At 38.2% G+C, this 19876-nt stretch carries 13 protein-coding genes; 4 read left to right on the top strand and 9 right to left on the bottom strand.

Annotated elements, in window-relative coordinates; all coding sequences use genetic code 11:
* Positions 1–734: 734 nt before the first annotated feature.
* The gene (gene proS, locus MK805_RS17110; RefSeq protein ID WP_240877134.1) at positions 735–2201 is read right to left on the bottom strand and encodes a proline--tRNA ligase; all 1467 of its coding nucleotides are present in this window, start codon (positions 2199–2201) and stop codon (positions 735–737) included.
* A gap of 302 nt (positions 2202–2503) precedes the next feature.
* The gene (locus tag MK805_RS17105; RefSeq protein WP_240877133.1) at positions 2504–3604 is read right to left on the bottom strand and encodes an LCP family protein; all 1101 of its coding nucleotides are present in this window, start codon (positions 3602–3604) and stop codon (positions 2504–2506) included.
* A gap of 352 nt (positions 3605–3956) precedes the next feature.
* Between MK805_RS17105 and MK805_RS17100 the strand changes: the two genes are divergently transcribed.
* Positions 3957–4136: a hypothetical protein gene (locus MK805_RS17100; protein ID WP_240877132.1), complete on the top strand. Its 180-nt coding sequence runs from the start codon at positions 3957–3959 to the stop codon at positions 4134–4136.
* 31 nt (positions 4137–4167) lie between these two features.
* Here MK805_RS17100 and MK805_RS17095 read toward each other — a convergent pair whose 3' ends face one another.
* The 5 genes from MK805_RS17095 to MK805_RS17075 all read right to left on the bottom strand — a co-directional run bounded on the left by MK805_RS17095 (position 4168) and on the right by MK805_RS17075 (position 11572).
* Positions 4168–4569 carry a cytidine deaminase gene (locus MK805_RS17095; RefSeq protein ID WP_240877131.1) on the bottom strand — a complete coding sequence of 134 codons (402 nt, stop codon included), beginning with the start codon at positions 4567–4569 and terminating at the stop codon, positions 4168–4170.
* Between the two features lie 108 nt (positions 4570–4677).
* Complete coding sequence (locus MK805_RS17090; RefSeq protein WP_240877130.1) at positions 4678–5979, bottom strand: pyrimidine-nucleoside phosphorylase; 1302 nt, start codon at positions 5977–5979, stop codon at positions 4678–4680.
* Between the two features lie 16 nt (positions 5980–5995).
* Complete coding sequence (locus MK805_RS17085) at positions 5996–7177, bottom strand: NupC/NupG family nucleoside CNT transporter (RefSeq protein WP_240877171.1); 1182 nt, start codon at positions 7175–7177, stop codon at positions 5996–5998.
* Between the two features lie 220 nt (positions 7178–7397).
* Entirely contained in the window at positions 7398–8159 is a 762-nt protein-coding gene (locus MK805_RS17080) for a hypothetical protein (RefSeq protein WP_240877129.1), read from the bottom strand.
* A 209-nt stretch (positions 8160–8368) separates the two neighbouring features.
* Positions 8369–11572 (bottom strand): bifunctional cytochrome P450/NADPH--P450 reductase, encoded by a 3204-nt coding sequence (locus MK805_RS17075; protein WP_240877128.1) that lies wholly within the window; start codon positions 11570–11572, stop codon positions 8369–8371.
* A 320-nt stretch (positions 11573–11892) separates the two neighbouring features.
* Between MK805_RS17075 and MK805_RS17070 the strand changes: the two genes are divergently transcribed.
* Both MK805_RS17070 and MK805_RS17065 read left to right on the top strand, forming a co-directional pair.
* Positions 11893–12459, top strand: a complete 567-nt coding sequence (locus MK805_RS17070; RefSeq protein WP_240877127.1) for a TetR/AcrR family transcriptional regulator — start codon at positions 11893–11895, stop codon at positions 12457–12459.
* A gap of 82 nt (positions 12460–12541) precedes the next feature.
* Entirely contained in the window at positions 12542–15691 is a 3150-nt protein-coding gene (locus tag MK805_RS17065) for an MMPL family transporter (protein ID WP_240877126.1), read from the top strand.
* Between the two features lie 116 nt (positions 15692–15807).
* Here MK805_RS17065 and pdxR read toward each other — a convergent pair whose 3' ends face one another.
* Positions 15808–17187, bottom strand: a complete 1380-nt coding sequence (gene pdxR / locus MK805_RS17060) for a MocR-like pyridoxine biosynthesis transcription factor PdxR (protein WP_240877125.1) — start codon at positions 17185–17187, stop codon at positions 15808–15810.
* Positions 17188–17329: 142 nt separating this feature from the next.
* Here pdxR and MK805_RS17055 point away from each other — a divergent pair, with 142 nt between their 5' ends.
* Complete coding sequence (locus MK805_RS17055) at positions 17330–17962, top strand: FMN-binding negative transcriptional regulator (RefSeq protein WP_240877124.1); 633 nt, start codon at positions 17330–17332, stop codon at positions 17960–17962.
* Between the two features lie 564 nt (positions 17963–18526).
* Here the strand turns inward: MK805_RS17055 and MK805_RS17050 are convergent.
* The coding region (locus MK805_RS17050; RefSeq protein ID WP_240877123.1) for a collagen-like protein at positions 18527–19876 on the bottom strand (1350 nt) is incomplete at its 5' end.

Below are 19876 nucleotides of genomic sequence, written 5' to 3'. Positions count from 1 at the left end.
TAGATGGATTAATTTCCTTATCCTTTTTAAAATTCAATATTGGACTTGATATCCGAATAATAAAACGCAGCTCTAACATCGGAATTTTAATCATAAAATTAATTACTTTTATAGAGCCTGTTGCATTATTCGTCTCAAAAGCGCAGATGTGTGTGGGTGGAGCGTCCTTTGTGTTTTTTCAACAACAGACGCGGAAAACACACACATCAAGCGACTTTATCCAGTGTTCAAATCTATTTATGCAACAACCTCTTATAGATTAGCATAAAACAACACTTATCAACCAACTAATAAAATAGAAAAAAATGTTAATCAAATACAAATGCACTTTTACTATTGTGACATTGGAACATTAGGTTCAGTCTCATATTTCTTGTCTTCCATTCTATACCTAGTAATATTTGAGGCTTAAATGACTATATCATACAATGAACTGCATTCTATTTTTTGGACTATTTATTAGGAGAAGGAAGAAGTTCAATAAAGTAGCCAGTTTTCGAATTATGTAAAAATTATATATACATTCTTGTGTCCTGAGGACTATTCAAGAATCTCCACCTTTAAGTGTCAGCATAGGTGGAAAGAATGTTCATATTAGTAGTTTTACTAAATTCCTTCATGCATTTAGACATTAAAAAAGCACTTGTATGATCAAAATAAATATTAGACACCTAAACATTTATTTATCGAATTACACAAGTGCTTTTTTTACTAATTTTTTGTAGTAAGTATTGTTAGTATGCTCTAGAAAACCAAACAGTATGTTTTGCCTTTTGACCACAAGTGATACAAGTTTCCTTCTTTAATGGTGGTTCAAAAGGTATATTCCGACTCGTGAAACTTGTTTCCTCTTTTACTTTTGCTTCACAAGCTTCATTACCACACCATCCAGCCAATACCCAGCCAGCACTAACTTGGTCCTGCTCCGATTTCATAATGTGTTTTTTAAGTTCATCGAGAGTATTTATATGTACATGAGAGTTTGAAGATTTGAATTGAAGAGCCTTGTGGTACATATTGGTTTGAATTTCATCTAATAGGCTTTTTACCGTTTCTGCCAAATGTTCGATTGAAACGGTCAATTTTTCTCCTGTGTCACGACGAGCTATAATAACTTGATTATTTTCTAAATCACGAGGTCCTATTTCAATACGAATCGGCACACCACGCATTTCCCATTCATTAAATTTCCAACCGGGTGTCTCATCACGTGTATCTATTTTCACTCTTAATTCTTCTCTTTTTAACTCCGTAACAAGACTATCTACTCTATTAATAACCAATTCGCGTTTCTTACCAGATCCTATTGGGATAATAATTACTTGTGTCGGAGCTACTCGAGGCGGTAATACTAATCCTTTATCATCACCATGAACCATAATCATAGATCCTATCAATCGCGTGGAAGTTCCCCAAGAAGTTGTATGGACAAATTTTAATTTATTGTCACGATCGAGAAACTTGATATCAAATCCCTTGGCGAAGTTATCTCCCAGATAGTGTGAAGTTCCAGCTTGAACTGCTTTTCCATCTTTCATCATTGCTTCTACTGAATAAGTATCTACTGCTCCGGCAAATTTTTCACTAGGTGTCTTTTGTCCCATCCAAACAGGAATAGCAAGTTCTTGTTCAATTACTTCACGATATATCTCCAACATTTGCAAAGTTTCGTGACGAGCCTCATCTTCATTCGCATGCGCAGTATGCCCTTCCTGCCAAAGGAATTCGGATGTACGAAGAAAAGGTAATGTCCTTTTCTCCCAACGAAAAACGTTAGCCCATTGGTTGATCAAGACAGGAAGATCCCGATAACTTTGTATCCATTGACTGTACATATGTCCAATCATCGTTTCAGAGGTAGGACGAAGTGCTAGTTTTTCTTCCAGTTTCTCTCCTGCAGCTTCTGTAACCCAAGGTAATTCTGGACTAAATCCTTCTACGTGCTCCTTTTCTTTCTCAAAAAATGACTCTGGGATGAGCATAGGAAAATAAGCATTTCGATGACCAGTCGCTTTAAATCTTTTATCCATTGCCTGTTGGATACGTTCCCACAGTTCATATCCATCAGGCTTAAAGACTATACAACCTCGTACAGGTGTATAATCCATTAAATCTGCTTTTCGAATCGTATCAATATACCATCGTGAAAAATCTTCAGATTGTGGAGTTATTTCTTTTGACAAACCTTTTTTCACTGTCATGAATAGCACACTCCTAGGTACAAAAAATAAATTAATCTAGACTTTTTGATTTTATCATTCATTAATCCTTATGTAGATAAACACCTTTAAAGACAAATGTATTATTACTATGAATTTAATTATAAACTAGTTTGATAAAAAAAAGACATTAGCTGATGAACATTCATTCATCTTTACGAAAGCATAGAGATGATGGTTTCTTAAGGTTCTGGACGGACCTCATTCCGCAAATTAATTATAATTTTCCGATATTTATTTTTAGGAAGCTACATAATAATAGCTTCCTTTATCCTTTTTTTAAATTACTTCCCTGATGACGGATGCTTATAAGTTACAAAATCAGGCTTAGCTCCATGAGGAATTCCCATTTCCACTAATTTCTCATATAATTTCTGTTTATCTGAGGCCTTGATCACTACATAGTCAGACTTTCCAAGCGAAACTCCATTATTCGCACTAGTTCCTCCCAAAACACCACCTTGGAACTGTTCTATATTTTTCTTAGGAATAGACTTATATAAGCTTGCCAAAGGTAAGAAGTTAGACGGCGGAATATCATAAGATAAATTATCTCCTATTGCATTAGCAATTCCAGATACATCTGTAAGAGAACTAAAACTTCCTAGTTTGGAGATGAGTTTTTCAATCACTTGTTGTTGTCGAATATTCCGGCCGTGGTCTCCATTGGGATCATTATGACGTTGACGTACATAAGGAAGAGCACATTCCCCATTTAAGTGCATGGGACCCGTTTTAAACCTACAAACCCGATCAAAAGTACTAATATGAAAACTATATGGGACATATACGTCCACCCCACCAACTGCATTTACAAGATCAATAAATCCTTTAAAGTTGATATGAGCATAATAGTCGATAGCGACTCCTCCCAAAAAATTGGAAACCGTATCAAGCACATTTTGAGTCGGATCTACTTTTTTATTCGTAAGGCCTCCAAAAGCGTAGTTATAAGCAGCATTGATTTTCGTACGTACTCCATTTGTATTTGCAATAGGTACAATTGTGTCACGTGGAATATTTACTATCAGCGCTTGCTTCTTTTCTGGATTAACCGCAAGTAACATTAACACATCCGTACGTTCTCCAAATGCTTCTGGATTATTTAGTTTCTTTTTATCGGAATTATAGTTATCTGTCCCCATGAGTAATAAAGTAAATGGTTTGTCCAAGGTTACAGGAGCTGAACGATATTGAGAGATAGGGGCATCTTTATACCCTTTACCCAATGCATTCCAGAAAGTAAAAAAGATATAACAACCAATCCCAATAAGAATAACAAAGAAAATAATTAGACTTCGAATCATCCATTTCTTTTTATTTTTCTTGTGCAATTTCTTCATTCGAGAAGGTGTTCTTTTCCCAGTGGATGTACTTGCATACATATTGCTAACCTTCTTTCTCTATTCAAAATAAAATGAATGTTGATCCCGTTCGATAACTTTTATACATTCACTTTCCAACATAATAGATCTTGTATCTTTGCATACGTCAGAGTTTAACAATAACAAAGTTTAGAATCAACCTAGACAATACAAATGATAAAGATTCCTTCCATTCATGTTAAATTTCAATTGATGAGTTGTCTATTGATTATTGTGTGTATATTTCGCGAATAATGATAGTAATTTTAATTGGTTCATCTGTTTGATCATGGGAACTAGACTGTATTATACTATAGAAAGTAGAATAGGGGATTTGCAAAATATTGGATTGGTTTCCAGAACAGCAGGAAACATGAAAACGAACGCATCGAATCGATTGACTCGATGCGTTCGTTTTATCACTTTTTATACCATTCACAGTTCTAATCAATCTGTTTCACCTAGTAGCTATCCGAAATGGCTTCTTGAAAATAAAAATGAGCTCGCTACACACGTCTTGCAGTTTAGAAAAGCTAATCCACAAGGACGATAGAAATCTTATTATTCCACTAAATATAGAATAGCTAACTATTTTGTAAGTCTTTTGCTGAAAAATGCCCTGGCAGCAAGTCATTGATCGTTCTGACAACAAAATCTCCTTTTAAGTTTGCCAAAATAATTTGTGTGTCATCTCCGCAAAATTCAGCAAGGACTTGTCTGCATGCACCACATGGTGAAATCGGTCCGTCTGTATTTCCCACAACCGCAATCGCTTGGATTTTTTTTACACCTTCTGAAACAGCTTTAAACACTGCTGTCCTTTCTGCACAGTTTGTCAGACCATATGAGGCGTTTTCAATATTGCACCCACGATAAATCGTATTGTCCGCTGTCAACAGTGCTGCTCCTACTTTGAAATTTGAATATGGGACATAGGCTTGTTTACTCGCTGATATCGCTTCATCAATAAGCTGTTTCCATTCCATAGTGGACCACCCTTTTTCTGTTTTAGAGCAAAAAAACATGATTTACCTTTTTTGCTCTAACCTTAAATAAGATCATTGTAAATCCATGTTTTTCTGAATGTAACCCAGCTATCCAGTTATAATCGTATGAATTAATTTAGGTGCCTCAGCTTTGTTTGATATTGAAATATTTTCATAAATTTTAGCTTTTACATCTTCAATATTTTCGCGATTTGCATAAATAGTAACTAATGATTCACCCTCTTTTACAGCCTCGCCAACCTTTTTATGCAGCACTAAGCCAACAGCTAAATCAATCTCATCTTCTTTTGTTGCACGACCTGCTCCTAAAAGCATCGCAGCGATGCCAATTTCATCTGCCACAATGTTAGAAACAACACCTGAATTTTTAGCAGGTAGATCCATTACATATTTCGCTTGTGGTAATTTTTCTGGATGATCTACTATAGAGCTGTCTCCGCCTTGATTACGCAAAAACTCTTTAAATTTTTCAATTGCTTTGCCATTCTTCATCACTTCTTTTAACATTTCACGTGCTTCTTCTAATGTATCCGCTTTTTTAGCGAGAACAACCATCTGACTTCCTAATACAAGTACCAATTCCGTTAAGTCTTCTGGACCTTCTCCTCTTAATGTATCGATTGCTTCCTTCACTTCAAGAGCATTTCCAATCGCAAAACCTAGAGGTTGTGACATATCTGAAATAACAGCCATTGTTTGGCGACCGACATTACTGCCAATCCGAACCATTGCATGCGCTAATTCTCTCGCGTCTTCTTCTGTCTTCATAAATGCTCCAGCACCTGTCTTCACATCGAGGACAATTGCATCCGCACCAGCGGCAATTTTTTTACTCATAACAGAACTTGCGATTAATGGAATAGAATTTACCGTTCCCGTCACATCACGTAATGCATATAACTTTTTATCGGCAGGCGTTAAATTTCCTGATTGTCCAATAACCGCAACTTTATTACGGTTTACGATATCAATAAACTGCTCTTTTGTAATTTCAACATGAAATCCTTCTACTGCTTCTAATTTATCTATGGTACCACCCGTATGCCCTAAACCTCGTCCAGACATTTTCGCAACTGGTACATCTAATGCAGCTACCAAAGGGCCTAAAACTAATGTTGTCGTATCTCCAACTCCACCAGTTGAATGTTTATCTACTTTAATTCCTTCAATCGCAGATAAATCAATCGTATCCCCAGATTCAACCATGGCCATCGTTAAATCAGCACGTTCCTGATCAGACATATCCTGAAAATAAATAGCCATTGCAAGGGCACTTACTTGATAATCAGGAATTATTCCGTCTGTATACCCTTTTATAAAAAATTTGATTTCCTCTGTTGTCAGTTCTTTCCCATCTCGTTTTTTCCCAATAATGTCTACTATTCTCATTTGATGAGCCCTCCTTTTAAACTATTAAGCCAACAATCGTTGCGGATAAAAAGCTAACCAAAGTTGCTCCGAAAACCAATTTTAATCCAAACCTCGCTACTGTATTTCCTTGTTTTTCATTTAAGCTTTTAACCGCACCAGCGATAATTCCTATGGACGAGAAATTTGCAAATGAAACTAGGAACACCGATATAATAGCGGTTGTTCTTTCTGTGAAATGAAAATTTCCTTGCGTTAAATTTGTCATAGCCACAAATTCATTTGATACCAGTTTTGTTGCCATAATGTTACCGGCATTTACCGCTTCATGCCAAGGAATTCCAATAATAAAGGCAAATGGAGCAAATACATAACCGAGAATTTCTTGGAAGGAGATACCAATTATGCCTTTAAACAAAGCATTTATGAAAGCAATAAGAGCAATAAATCCGATCAGCATAGCCGCTACTGTAATAGCAACTTTAAAGCCATCTATTATATACTCTCCTAATACTTCAAAAAAGCTCCTCTTCTCTTCCTCTTGCACTTCTAACATATCTTCTTCTTCTGTAACTTCATAAGGATTGATAATGGACGCGATAATAAATCCGCCAAACAAGTTAAGCACTAGAGCAGTTACAACATATTGTGGTTTTAATAAAACCATATATGAACCAACGATAGACATCGAAACAGTTGACATCGCAGATGCACATAAGGTGTACAATCTTCTTTCAGAAAGTAAACCTAACTGCTTCTTTACAGAAATAAACACCTCTGATTGTCCTAAAATGGCGGAAGCTACAGCATTGTATGATTCCAGTTTTCCCATACCATTTATTTTATTTAAAGCTAAACCAATATACTTCACAATGAACGGCAATACTTTAATGTACTGCAAAATACCAATTAGAGCTGAAATAAACACAATCGGCATTAATACACCTAAAAAGAAGGAGAATTCTTTTTGATTTAACAAACCGCCAAATACAAAATTAATCCCTTCTCCAGCATACTTTAACAATTGTCCAAAACCATTAGCAATTCCAGCAATGAGTACATTTCCTAGGCTTGTATTTAATAGCACAAAACCTAAAATAAATTGTAATACAATCATTATTATCACAGGACGATATTTGACTTTTTTTCTATCATTACTAGCAAGCCATGTGATACCTAAAATAATGATGAGACCTATTATGCCTATTATATACTTCACAAAACACACTCCTTTTCGTGTATCCGCTTTCATATTTTCAAAAAGTAAACATCCTATTCTTCAACCATTTATAAATCTATTATGCCAATGTTTTGATGGATTAGTAGTTATTCGCAGCATTTTCTTTATCATTTAAGAAAATCGCAACACTTTGCACTTGCATCGATTCTAGAAGGAACACTTTTACCCTATATTATCTAAACCAGCAAATTGTTGTTTCTCAACTATTTATGTATCCGTTCGAAATTTTTAGCTTTTCTTTAATCGATTGCACTGATTCCAGATCTTTCATTGTGAATGAAAATGAGCTCAAAGGATTTTGACTGTATGGATTCCTATGATTTTGCGGCAAATTTGCATAATAGTTAACAGTATAGTTGGTTACCAGTGTCTGAAGTTGTGGAATATGAGAGATCTGATAGATTTGTTCTGCCTTCTGATCCAAACTCTGTTTCCCATCCAATAAATACACATAAACAGACGTATGGGAGGGAATCTTCTTTAGTATTTTTTGGTAGTCTTTTACTGATCCTATATAACTTACAAGATTATTATCCGTACTATGGTATGATACGTTCACTTGCAAAATCATATTTTTGATCTTCAAACGTGATTGCACAAGCTGCTGGAGGTCATAGTCCATATATTGCTCCAAATAATTATTATCAAAAGATCCCCCATAGCTGCGATGATAATCAACTGTAAACACAATGCTGGGGTTGGACTGAGGTGAAGCTTCAGCGGTAAAAAGTTCTCTATTACATTCCTTTTCTTCCTGCTCTGTTAGCGCAATACATTCCTTTTTGGATGACTTAATAACAAATGATTCCTTATATTGCTTTGTTAATTCCTTTTTTGCAGCTTGTTCAAACTCCTTCAGATTCTCAGGCTTTTCCCATCCATTCAAAGAATTCGAAGAACAAGCCGCTAATAAAAACATCGTCATCAATAAACTGTTCACAAGCCATCTCTTTTGATTCATTTACATCCCCCATGCTTCAATATCTTCCCCATAAAATAGATAGTACAAATACCTATTATAACAGGAAAGAGGAAATCCCTTATTAAGATTCCTCTTTTTTATTATTTTTTTGTAGAATTCAAAAGAGAAGAAGTCAAAGAAGATGAGAGAGGAACAATTTTGTATCTTACTTTTTTCTAAACTGTTTGGTGAAAGCATGAAAATGTTCTTTACAATCCAGCCCAAACATCTTTGGCATACTGTCCATCTTTCTGAAGTTTTTCTAGCCATTGGGAGGCTTCTTGTTCCCCTGCTCCATGAACCTCTTGATAGGAATTTTTCAGTGTAGCTTCTACCTCTGGTGCCATCCTGCTTCCATCTCCACATATATAAAGCCGGCCACCTTGATCGAGAATTCGAATTAACGATTCTGCATTTGATGCCATTACATGCTGCACGTATGTTTTCGGAATTCCTTCTTTCCGGGAAAATGCAATATAAAGGGTCATAATCCCGTTCTTTTTATATTGTTCTAGTTCTTTCCTGTAAATGAAATCTGCCTCATTACGGCATCCGAAATAAAGGTATGCTTCACCCAACGTTTTTCCCTCTTGTTTCATGGCATCCCGAGCTTGCAGGAAACCTCGGAATGGTGCCAATCCTGTACCGGGACCTACCATAATGATCGGTGTTTCAGACTCTTCCGGTAGCTGGAAGTTGGATTCTGGAGTGCGGATGAACATCATGACATCTTCGCCCGGCTTACAGTCAGCCAAATAATTAGAAGCTACTCCGCGATATTCTCCCAAACCGCTCCAAGCAGGACCTCGTACCACCGCCACTGTAATACTCGCTCGCTCCGAATTCAGTCGTGGTGAACTGGAGATGGAATAATATCTCGGTTTCAAGGGATGCAAAAGTTCTAAGAACCGCTCAAATGGCATTTCACACGCTTCATACTTTTCCAGCAAATCTAGCATAGAAATACGCTTTTTTAATACTTGCTCCTGATAAATCCCTTCTTCGAGCAGGGCTTCCAGTTCCCGTTTATGTGGAGGGCAAACGGTGAAAGCAGCAAGTTCCCTTATTTGTGCTCGGGTGGCCGCATCCTGTAACTCCACACTATATAGGAGAAGATCACGAAGACTGACTTCTTGAGCCAAAGGCAGATGAGCCATACTGCGTCCACTTGCTGTAAGTACCACTTGGTCGTTTTCGTTTAATTTATACTTTTGAAGAACACGATGAACATTTTCTTTGCTGTTTGCAGGCAATACTCCAAGATGGTCTCCTTCTTGATAGGACACACCTTTTGGCAGAGTTATCTCAATATGACGAGTGCTTCTGCCGCTGTCAGGTGATTGCAATTCTCGGTTTTCCACCACCTTGGCATAAACCGCTTCGTAAGACCGCGCAAGAGGAGATCCTCCAGTTCCTTTTACAAACTGAAGACTTAGTGTGTTTTGATCCTTTTTCACATCATCACTAATCTCCAGACCAAAGGCTTCGATCGCATCCGACCACATTTTTTCTTTCCATTGATCGAACTGTTCTTCAAAGTCTCCACTTACATCACCTTCTCCCCGTGCAGAGAATCGAACTGCTCCTTTTTCAGCGAGCTGTTTATCAATAAATCTTGGAACATCCTGATAAGTACTAGCCCAGTTGTGGTCTCCACATCCAAACACCGCATACTGAACTCCAGAAAGTTCGCCTGCTTGAACCGCTTCTAACCATTGTACGAACTGGCCAGCATTACTTGGAGGCTTTCCATTATAGGAAGAAGTCACGATTAAGACTGCTCCTTCTTTAGGAAGCTCACCTATCCGTTCATTAAGAGTAGCCACTTCTGTATGAACACCGTGAAGAGTAGCGGTATCAGCCAGTTCTCGTGCTATCCCTTCAGCAGTCCCTGTATCTGATCCATAAAGAACAAGCAACGGGCGGTTATTAAGCCCCTGAATGGTAGATTTTTGATCAAAATGATCCTTGACCTGCTTCATCTCCATCTTGCTTTCGGCTGCCACATCTTCTGTCACCGAAACAGACTGCTGAAAAGCAGGCTGATTGCGCGGCTGAACTTGTATGTTAAAATCCCCAGGTTTTAATGTTAAGGTTTGTTTAATATCGAGCTGATAGTCCTTATAATCGATAAATTCAAAATGTCTTAGAAGCATTCCTAAAACAAGTGTTGCTTCGTGAAGAGCAAATTGCATCCCAATACATGCCCGTTGGCCGTTTCCAAATGGCTTATAAGCGTGGTGTGGTACTTTATTTTGATCCTCAAACCGTTCTGGACGAAACTCCTCTACATCCTCTCCCCATGCCTCTTTATCACGATGCAGTTGAGGAATTAACACTGTTATCCTTTCTTGTTCTTTTTTAACAGGATATTTTCCACCGATAATGGTATCCTCTTTTGCATAAAGACTAAATGCTGGGGCTGTTGGCCACAAGCGCAGTGCTTCATTTAAAATCATCCGAACATATTTTAAATGCAAAACCTGCTTGTAGGTTGGAGTGGAACCTGTGAGTACTTGATCTACTTCTTCGTAGGCTTTTTTCAGCTTATCAGGATTTTTTAATAGAAAATAAAGAGCAAATGACAATAAACCGCTTGTTGTTTCATGCCCTGCTATTAGAAACGTAATAATTTGATATCGGATATTTTCATCATCCAATTTTTCTCCTGTTTCGGGATCACTTACATTCAACATACGAGAAAGCAAGTCATTTTCCTTTTGATTTTTACCAGCTCTACGCTCTGCAATAATGCTATCTACTAAACTGAACATCACTTGAATATCATGCTGGAACTGACGTTTTGTTCTTATCATCAACTTGTCTTGCAAATCTAGGCGCTGAGTTTGATGCATTGCTTCATCAAGGGCACGAACCATGCTTGTTATGAAAGGATGCGGCGTTTCTCTATAATAGCTGTTAAAACGGTAATTAAAACCACACAATCCGATGGTGTCTAGCGTAAGACGGGTCATATCATCTGGCACATCAACCGTTTCATCCGGATTAAGCCTTATCCATTTTTGAATAAGCTGAACAGCAATGTCCACCATCATATCATGGTAATCCTTCATCGCACGCTGGCTAAACGTAGGCATAAGAATGTTATGAGCTTTTCTCCAATTCGGTTCATGAGTCCAGCTAGTGAATAATCCGTCTCCCCCAAAGGCACGAACTTTTTCCAAAGGTCCTTCTGCACTTTTAAGAAAACGAGACTCATCACAGACTTCTTTTACTAGTTCATGCCCCGAAACAACAATGGTTGAATCTCCTGGAGTTTGAAGCCGAAAAATGGGGCCATATTCTTCGGCTAGTTTCATAAAGGATAGAATTGGTTTATCTTTATCAATTAGTGGTATATTCCCAAGTGGACCATAAGTTTTAGGCTGCGGAATTATATTAGCTTCATCCATTACAAAAGCATCCTTTCTAAATTTGTTTCATGACTTGCTCGTTGCCATCCTGCCCCTTACCAGGAATTACAATTCCTAATAATTTTCTTATACGTTGACAACATTAGATAAAAAAATATTATTTCTTAACTCATAAATCTGAAAGTAAACGAAAATTATCAGCAGCTGATGTCATGAATTTATTTATATCTTTTCCAAAACCAACTGTTTTAAATTTAAACAAAGAAAGAACATCTTTCTCATACACTTGACTTTTGTAATATACAAAGTAAAATAGTATCCGGAATGAACATTCATTCCTTTAAGTGAGGTGAAAATAAATGTCTAAAAATAAACAAGAGGATATTTTTGAAGCAGCAATGATTTTATTTGCTGAACGTGGCTACGATGGTACAACGATACCGATGATAGCTGACAAAGCAAAAGTGGGCGCTGGGACCATTTATCGTTATTTTGATAATAAAGAATCACTTGTCAATTCTTTATTTGTGAAATGTGTGCTTCAATTTTCAGATGCATTAAAAAATAATTTTCCTTTTCATTCCACTACCCGTGAAAAGTTTACTCACATTTTTTATCGGATGTTTGCATTTGCAAAAGACAATGACCAAGCGTTTCTGTTTATCAATTCCCATCATGATGGTTATTACCTTAATGAGAAAAGCAAAACAACATTTCAGGATTTTTTAAACTTTATTGTCCAAATCATAGAAGATGGAAAGCAGAAGGAAATGATTCGTCCATTACCTTCCCCTGCTTTGATCGCCATTGTTTACGGATCTTGTGTGATGTTATTTAAGCTTTTTCAATGTGGGGAATTGAATGAAACCCCAGAGTTACTACAACAACTGGAAGAAAGTTCTTGGAATGCTATTCGAGTCATTTGATTCAATAGCTCTGGAATAAACGGAATGAATATTCATTCCGTTGCTCTTTAAACCGAATTTCAACAAGAATAAGGTGATGTCATTGAATAAGTTAAAAAGTTGGAGAACACTATCCTTTGTCTTATGGATCATGGTTACTGCTCTTATATTAACCACAATGCCGAATCTGAATCAGCTGGTGAAAGAAAAAGGACAAGTGACAACTCCAAAAACGGAACAAAGTTACATTGCGAATGAGATGCTCAAACAAATGGATAAAAAGGGCGGAGAAAAATATGACGTAATAGCTGTCTTTTCCAGTGGAAGTAAAAAAGCTTTGACTAGCAAACAAAAAGCAGAGATCGCCTCTGCTATCCATAAGTTAAAAACCCAGCAAAAACAACTGGGAATAAACGAAATTGTTTCGCATTTAGATAGTAAAGAAATCGAAAAGCAACTTGTTTCAAAGGATAATACTACGATATTGACGCAAATCTCCATAGACAAAAAGCAGGGGGACATATCAAAAGTCGCTAAAGAACTTAACGATATGATTAAAATGAAAGGTGTGAAAACGTATTTAACGGGAAGCGATTTGATCAACGATGATTTTACAAAATCGACCCAAGAAGGAGTAAAAAAGACAGAGGTCATTGCGATTATTTTCATTGTTGTTGTGCTAATCCTTGTATTCCGTTCACCGATTGTTCCTATTATTTCTCTTTTGACAGTCGGAGTTTCCTATTTGGTTTCATTGGGAGCAATTGCTCATCTAGTAGATAAGTTTGATTTTCCATTTTCTAATTTCACACAAGTATTTTTAGTTGTGGTACTGTTTGGAGTCGGCACAGACTATAACATCTTGTTGTTTACCCGATTTAAAGAAGAACTCAGCAAACAAAGAAATGTACATTCGGCTGTAAAAGCAACCTTTCAATCAGCAGGGAAAACCGTACTATACAGCGGTTTAGCTGTTTTTATCGGTTTTGCCTCTCTCCTATTGGCTAATTTCAAATTGTATCAAGCTACTTCTGGAGTAGCAATTGGAGTCGGGGTTCTGCTTCTTGTATTGACTACGTTGAATCCATTTTTTATGGTATTGCTAGGAAAAGGGATGTTCTACCCCATTAAGAAATTTGAAGGACATGGAGAAAGTAAATTATGGGGATTTTTGGCGAAAAACTCGGTGGTTAGGCCGTTTATGTCTGTCGTTCTGATTGTTACTTTAGCCATTTCGGTTATTTTGAGTTATTCTCGAGTGCTTAACTACAATGACTTGTGGGAAGTAGACAATAAATATGAATCCAAGCAAGGGATTAACATCATCGAAAACCAATTTCCATCCGGGTTTTCCTCTCCAGCAACACTGGTCATTCAATCCAACAAAAAATTGGACCAAGCAAGTTATTTACAAACGTTAGATGAATTAGCGGATAAAATATCAAAAGTCAACGGTGTTGCGGAAGTTTACTCCCCTACTCGTCCAACTGGGGATAAAATAAAGGAATTATATATAAAAAAGCAGGCAAACGAACTAGATAAAGGGTTAAGTGCTTCCAATAAAGGAATTGGAAAGATTAACAAAGGATTAACTTCTGCAAAGGATCAAATGAATAGCAGCGATATGAGTGGCCTTTCCAATGTACAGAGATTGATTGACGGAACAAACACTGCAAAAAATGGTGTATCTAAATTAGGAGATGCCATCCATACACTTACAACTGGGATCAATAGTGGTGCAGCAGGAGCCAAACAATTAGAAATCGGTTTAGCTTCCTTAAGCCAAAATATCAATACGCTTTCTATTGCCACTTCCCAACTATACTCGGGTTACAACCAATTAGAAAATGGATTGAGTTCTTATAATCAATATTTCAATAGCATCTCTCAAGCAATCGAAGGTGCAAAGAATGGGTACCAACAGATCGAAGTATCCATGAATAACTTAATCCAAACAAGACCAGACTTAGCAAACGACCCTAACGTGCAACGGACACTAGGCATTGCGAAATCAGCACAAGTACAATTGAATCAACTATCCAGCCAATTGAATCAACTTGCTGCCAAACATCAATCGGCCATGGCTTCGTTTCGAAAAGCGAATCAATCACTAGCTAAAGTAAACGATGGTTTAAAACAAATGAAAAAAGGTGTTGTTCAGTTATATCAAGGTGCAACCGATTTGAAGACAGGATTGAACCAAGGTGCTGCTGGTTCGAGTCAAATTGCGAGTAAAACAGGTGAACTTCAATCTGGGTTAACTCAAATTAATTATGGTCAGGTACAATTATTACATGGATTGAAAGATTTACAAGCAAATATGAAACAATTGCAGTACGGCCTTTCTTCCAGCACGAAAGGACTAAGTAAAGTAAGTAATGGTCTAAAAGATGCGCAAAAGTATTTAAATGGTTTAAGCAAATCGGATAGTGCTGAACAATTCTATGTTCCAACTAAAATATTAAAAAGTAAAGATTTCCAGAAATCCTTGAATACGTATATGTCAGATGATAGGAAAACCGCTAAAATGACAATCATTTTAGATGTAAACCCATATTCACAAGAAGCTATGCCTATTATTAAAGAAATAAATAAACAAGTAGATGCAGAACGAAGTGGATCTGATTTAAAAGATGCAAAAGTGGCAATCGGAGGAACAACAGCTAAAAATGTGGACTTAAAAGATGTAACCCAAAAAGATTTCTTGCGTACCGCAACGATTATGTTAATTGGTATAGCACTTGTCCTTCTGGTCATCACTCGCTCTGTCTCGAATTCCATATCGATTATTGTTTCCTTAATTCTAGTGTACTTTGCCTCTCTTGGTATTGGGGAATGGATAAGTTCCCATCTTTTACATGTAGAAATCATGAGTTGGAATGTTCCGTTCTTTAGTTTTATTATGATCGTTGCTTTAGGTGTTGACTATAGCATCTTCTGGATAATGCGGTATAACGAACTTGAAGGAGATTTTGCAACACGAATGGTAGATGCCTCTCGTCACATTGGTGGAGTAGTACTATCTGCTGCTATTATTTTGGGAGGTACCTTTGCAGCTTTAATACCTTCTGGTGTGTTAACACTTATCCAAGTAGCATCTGTTGTTATCGTTGGGCTGTTATTACTGAGTCTCATTGGTATTCCAGTACTACTACCTGCTTTAATGGGCTTAAAGCATAAGCTTGATCGTTTATCAGGAAGTAAATTCAGAACTAAAGGTGAACTTCCTCTGTCTATTAATGGACAAAAATAAAAAAACGAAACGGCTTTATCCCTGAATTTTAAAGAGATTAAAGCCGTTTCGTTTTTTTAGAAATTGTACTATATTTTAAAATTGTATGTACCTTCCTCTTAACTATTTGCCTTTCATTACATCCATGCCTTTTTTAAGAGCTCGACACCAAGTTCCATCTCATCACAAGAAAGGTTACTAAAACCGAGTTTAATCATTGGTTCATCTGAATTATTTTTAATGAAGTAAATCGAGGTAGGATACACTTTCACCCCATGACAAGAAGCACGATGTATTAGCCATTCTTCTGAATGTTTCAAGTGTACTTTGATTAATACGTACAAACCAGACTGCTCACCAATGATAGATATATTTTGCTCGAATTCTTTTCTTAATACAGATACGAAGTGCTGCATTTTTCGTTTATAGACAAGACGCATACGTTTAATGTGGCGACTCCATTCTCCTTCTTCCATAAATTTAGCCATGGTGAGTTGGCTAAGAATAGAAGTGGTACTTTCAAAATGAAGGAATTGATTTTTGTAACGATGTAACAGAGGCTGTGGCAACACCATATAGCTTAAACGAATTCCTGGAAGAAAGGACTTGGAGAAATTCCCTAGATAAATCACTCTTGCTGAATCAATTGATGCTAGAGCGGGAAATGGTTGTTGTGTATAGCGAAATTCACTATCATAATCGTCTTCGATAATGTATCCATGCCTTCTGTTAGCCCAATGTATAAGCGCATGTCGTTGCTGAATGGACATGCTCACCCCGTATGGACTATGATGGGAAGGTGCTACGTAGATGAGTCGAGATTTCATTCGTTCCAATGATGAAAAATCAGCACCTGTTTCATAAACAGCTAGGGTCTCAAGCTTAAAACCATTTAATTGAAAAGCCTCTCTGGCGCCATCATATCCAGGATCCTCTACGATAATACTAGAAACATCATCCTTCAGAATATGCCCAAGATAGAGAAGCAACTGTTGCGTACTGCTACCAATAATTATGGCATCTGCATCTGTTTTCACCCCGCGGGATTGAAGCAAGTATACAGCTATTTGTTGGCGTAGATTCACTTCCCCAAAAGGTTCCCCATAAAAAAAGCTCTCTTTTAAATTTAATATTCGATTGGATATTTTTCTCCAAGTTTTCAAAGGGAAATGTGTTTGATCTACCGCACCCGCCCGAAAATCAACGCTATAAGGTTTCACTGATGTTATTTGTTTTTTGTCAGGAGAGATTGACGATTTTTGGAAAATATAAGGTTCTAATTCATTTACAAAATAACCTTTTTTTCCTTCTCCGCGAATATAACCTTCCGCTACAAGCTGCTCATATGCCATTAATGTCGTATTACGACTTACTTGAAGGGAGCCTGCAAGCTGACGAATAGAAGGCAATTGCTCATCAGTAAGTAAGTCACCTTGTTCAATAAATAATTTAAATTGCTCATAAATTTGTTTGTATTTAGGAGTGTCACCTTTAAAAGTAAAAATGGTATTTTTCATCTGCTACCTCCCTTTGACATGTATATTTATTTCATATTGTACCTTTTTATATGTCAGTTTGTATCTTATTATTTTTTTGTCGGATATTTATTTTTTATGCTTACATTTTAAAAACTCATATACAGTCGAAAGGATGGTTAGTATGTATATTCCTAAGCAATATCAGATGGATCTTGATGAGGCAGTTCAAATGATGAAGTCTTATCCGTTTGCCTTATTGATTACTGTTGATGAACAACGTCCGTTGGCTACGCATATTCCTTTAGAAATTCGAGAAGATGATGGGAAAATCTATGCGACTGGGCACCTTGCATACGGAAACATGCAGAAAAAAACGTTAGACACTAATCGAGATGTGTTACTCATTTTTCAAGGGCCGCACGCTTACATTTCGTCAAGTTGGTATCAGCTCGAAGAAGTTCCTACATGGGATTATCTAGCTGTACATGCGTATGGAACATCACGTGTAATCACAGGAGACGAGCTGAAATCGGCTTTGGATACGATGCTGAATCACTATGAGTCTCACCGTGAAAATGGCCGGATCTGGGATACATTTGATCCAAAGTTGCTTGAGAGGGCGATAAAAGGAATAATTGGCTTTGAAATTGAAATCACCTCTATTCAAGCTGCATCCAAAATGAGTCAGAATCGCAATGATACCGATTACAAATCGATTGTTTCAGAGCTTGAAAAATCAAATGATCAAGGAGAAATACTGGTTGCTCAGTGGATGCGTGAACAACGGAAAGGAGTATTTAGCAGCAAGTATTAGAAAGCGGATTTTGAGGAATAAAACGGGTTCAAAGTTACAGAATCAGATAACTGGTTATTTATATATTACTCTAGGGATATTCTCTGCTTTTGCGAGCTCCAAAACATAAGAATGTTTTGAACACTCTTCTCAAACTACGGCTAACACTTAGAGATGGAGGATTCCATAAACAGCTCAAAGAAATGGAACAAGCTTAGACCCGTAGTCCTACACGAGGAAGTCATTCTAGCAATAAAAATGCAGGCAGTTAAGAGAAGATAGACTGCTCCCATTTCTGCCCTCTCAGCTTTAACTGCTGTCTTCTTCAGGATTTATCACTGCTTCTGTAGTCAACACATTTGGAAACATTTTGGGAATCATGCACAACCTCCACTATCTGGAAATTCCGGCTAACATCAAATAGATGTAGCTCGACTTAACATCAATCTTCCTCACTTTAGGGGAAGGTTGATGTTCGTTCAGCTTACTTTTCAGCTTTACAAAATGGCAAAGCCCCATATTCAAATCTAGGGAGAAACACAAAGAACAGCAATAAGTTATATCACTGTTCTTTCAAAGAATAGACTAAGCTAATTTTATAATGGTAACAGCTGCAGAATCTCCTAATAGTATTCCACCTTCAGTTGGGTCGAGAGTAATAGTCCCAGGTGCTGAAGAAATATTATTTACTAAAGTGAATATACTTGGTGCAATAGTAACAGTAAAAATGGTTATCCCTGAATTTATATTATCGTTTGCCATTTGACCAAACCTTCCTCCCGGAATAGGTGATCCATTTAGAAAGAAGGAAAATTGGTTGTTTTCACGAGCAGAGAGACGAAATTCAGCTTGATAAACACCTGTAGCACCAATGATGATAGTTGATGTTCCTGCTATGTGAGTAAATGGAGCAGAAATTGGACCGTTTGTATTAAAGGAAACACTCCCACCAATAGGGACCATTTGGGTAGTCGTATCATAAACAAACAAATATCCAGGAACTCCGGTGCCAGTAGCTCCCGTGGCTCCAGTAACTCCAGTACTTCCCATTGGTCCTGTTGAATCTGTACTTCCTGTCATTCCAGTGGCTCCGGTGGGTCCGGTCAATCCGTTCAATCCAGCACTTCCCGTGGGTCCTGTTGGTCCTGTACTTCCCGTCGCTCCAGTGGCTCCAGTCACTCCGGTCAATCCGGCACTTCCCGTGGGTCCTGTTGATCCTGAACTTCCCGTCACTCCCGTGGCTCCAGTGGATCCGGTCACTCCGGTCATTCCGGTACTTCCGGTTGGACCTGTTGGTCCTGTACTTCCCGTCACTCCGGTAACTCCAGTCGCTCCAGTGGCTCCTGTTACTCCCGTGGCTCCTGTATTTCCGGTGACTCCAGTCGCTCCCGTGGCTCCAGTGGCTCCCGTGGCTCCTGTTACTCCCGTGGCTCCTGTATTTCCGGTGACTCCAGTCGCTCCAGTGGCTCCGGTGGCTCCTGTATTTCCGGTGACTCCAGTCGCTCCCGTGGCTCCAGTCGCTCCAGTGGCTCCGGTGACTCCAGTCGCTCCAGTGGCTCCGGTGACTCCCGTGGCTCCTGTATTTCCGGTGGCTCCAGTCGCTCCAGTGGCTCCGGTGGCTCCTGTATTTCCGGTGACTCCAGTCGCTCCAGTGGCTCCAGTGGCTCCGGTGGCTCCAGTTTCTCCAGTCGCTCCCGTGGCTCCAGTGGCTCCGGTGGCTCCAGTTTCTCCAGTCGCTCCAGTGGCTCCAGTCGCTCCAGTGGCTCCGGTGACTCCAGTCGCTCCAGTGGCTCCTGTGACTCCCGTGGCTCCTGTATTTCCGGTGGCTCCAGTCGCTCCAGTGGCTCCGGTGGCTCCTGTATTTCCGGTGACTCCAGTCGCTCCAGTGGCTCCGGTGGCTCCAGTTTCTCCAGTCGCTCCAGTGGCTCCAGTGGC

Origin of the sequence: Shimazuella soli (assembly GCF_022511585.1) — a bacterium.
In the GTDB taxonomy this organism is placed as follows: Bacteria; Bacillota; Bacilli; order Thermoactinomycetales; family Thermoactinomycetaceae; genus Shimazuella; species Shimazuella soli.
Note: the sequence above shows the minus strand (reverse complement) of the source record. Positions and strands in the feature narration are given on the sequence as shown.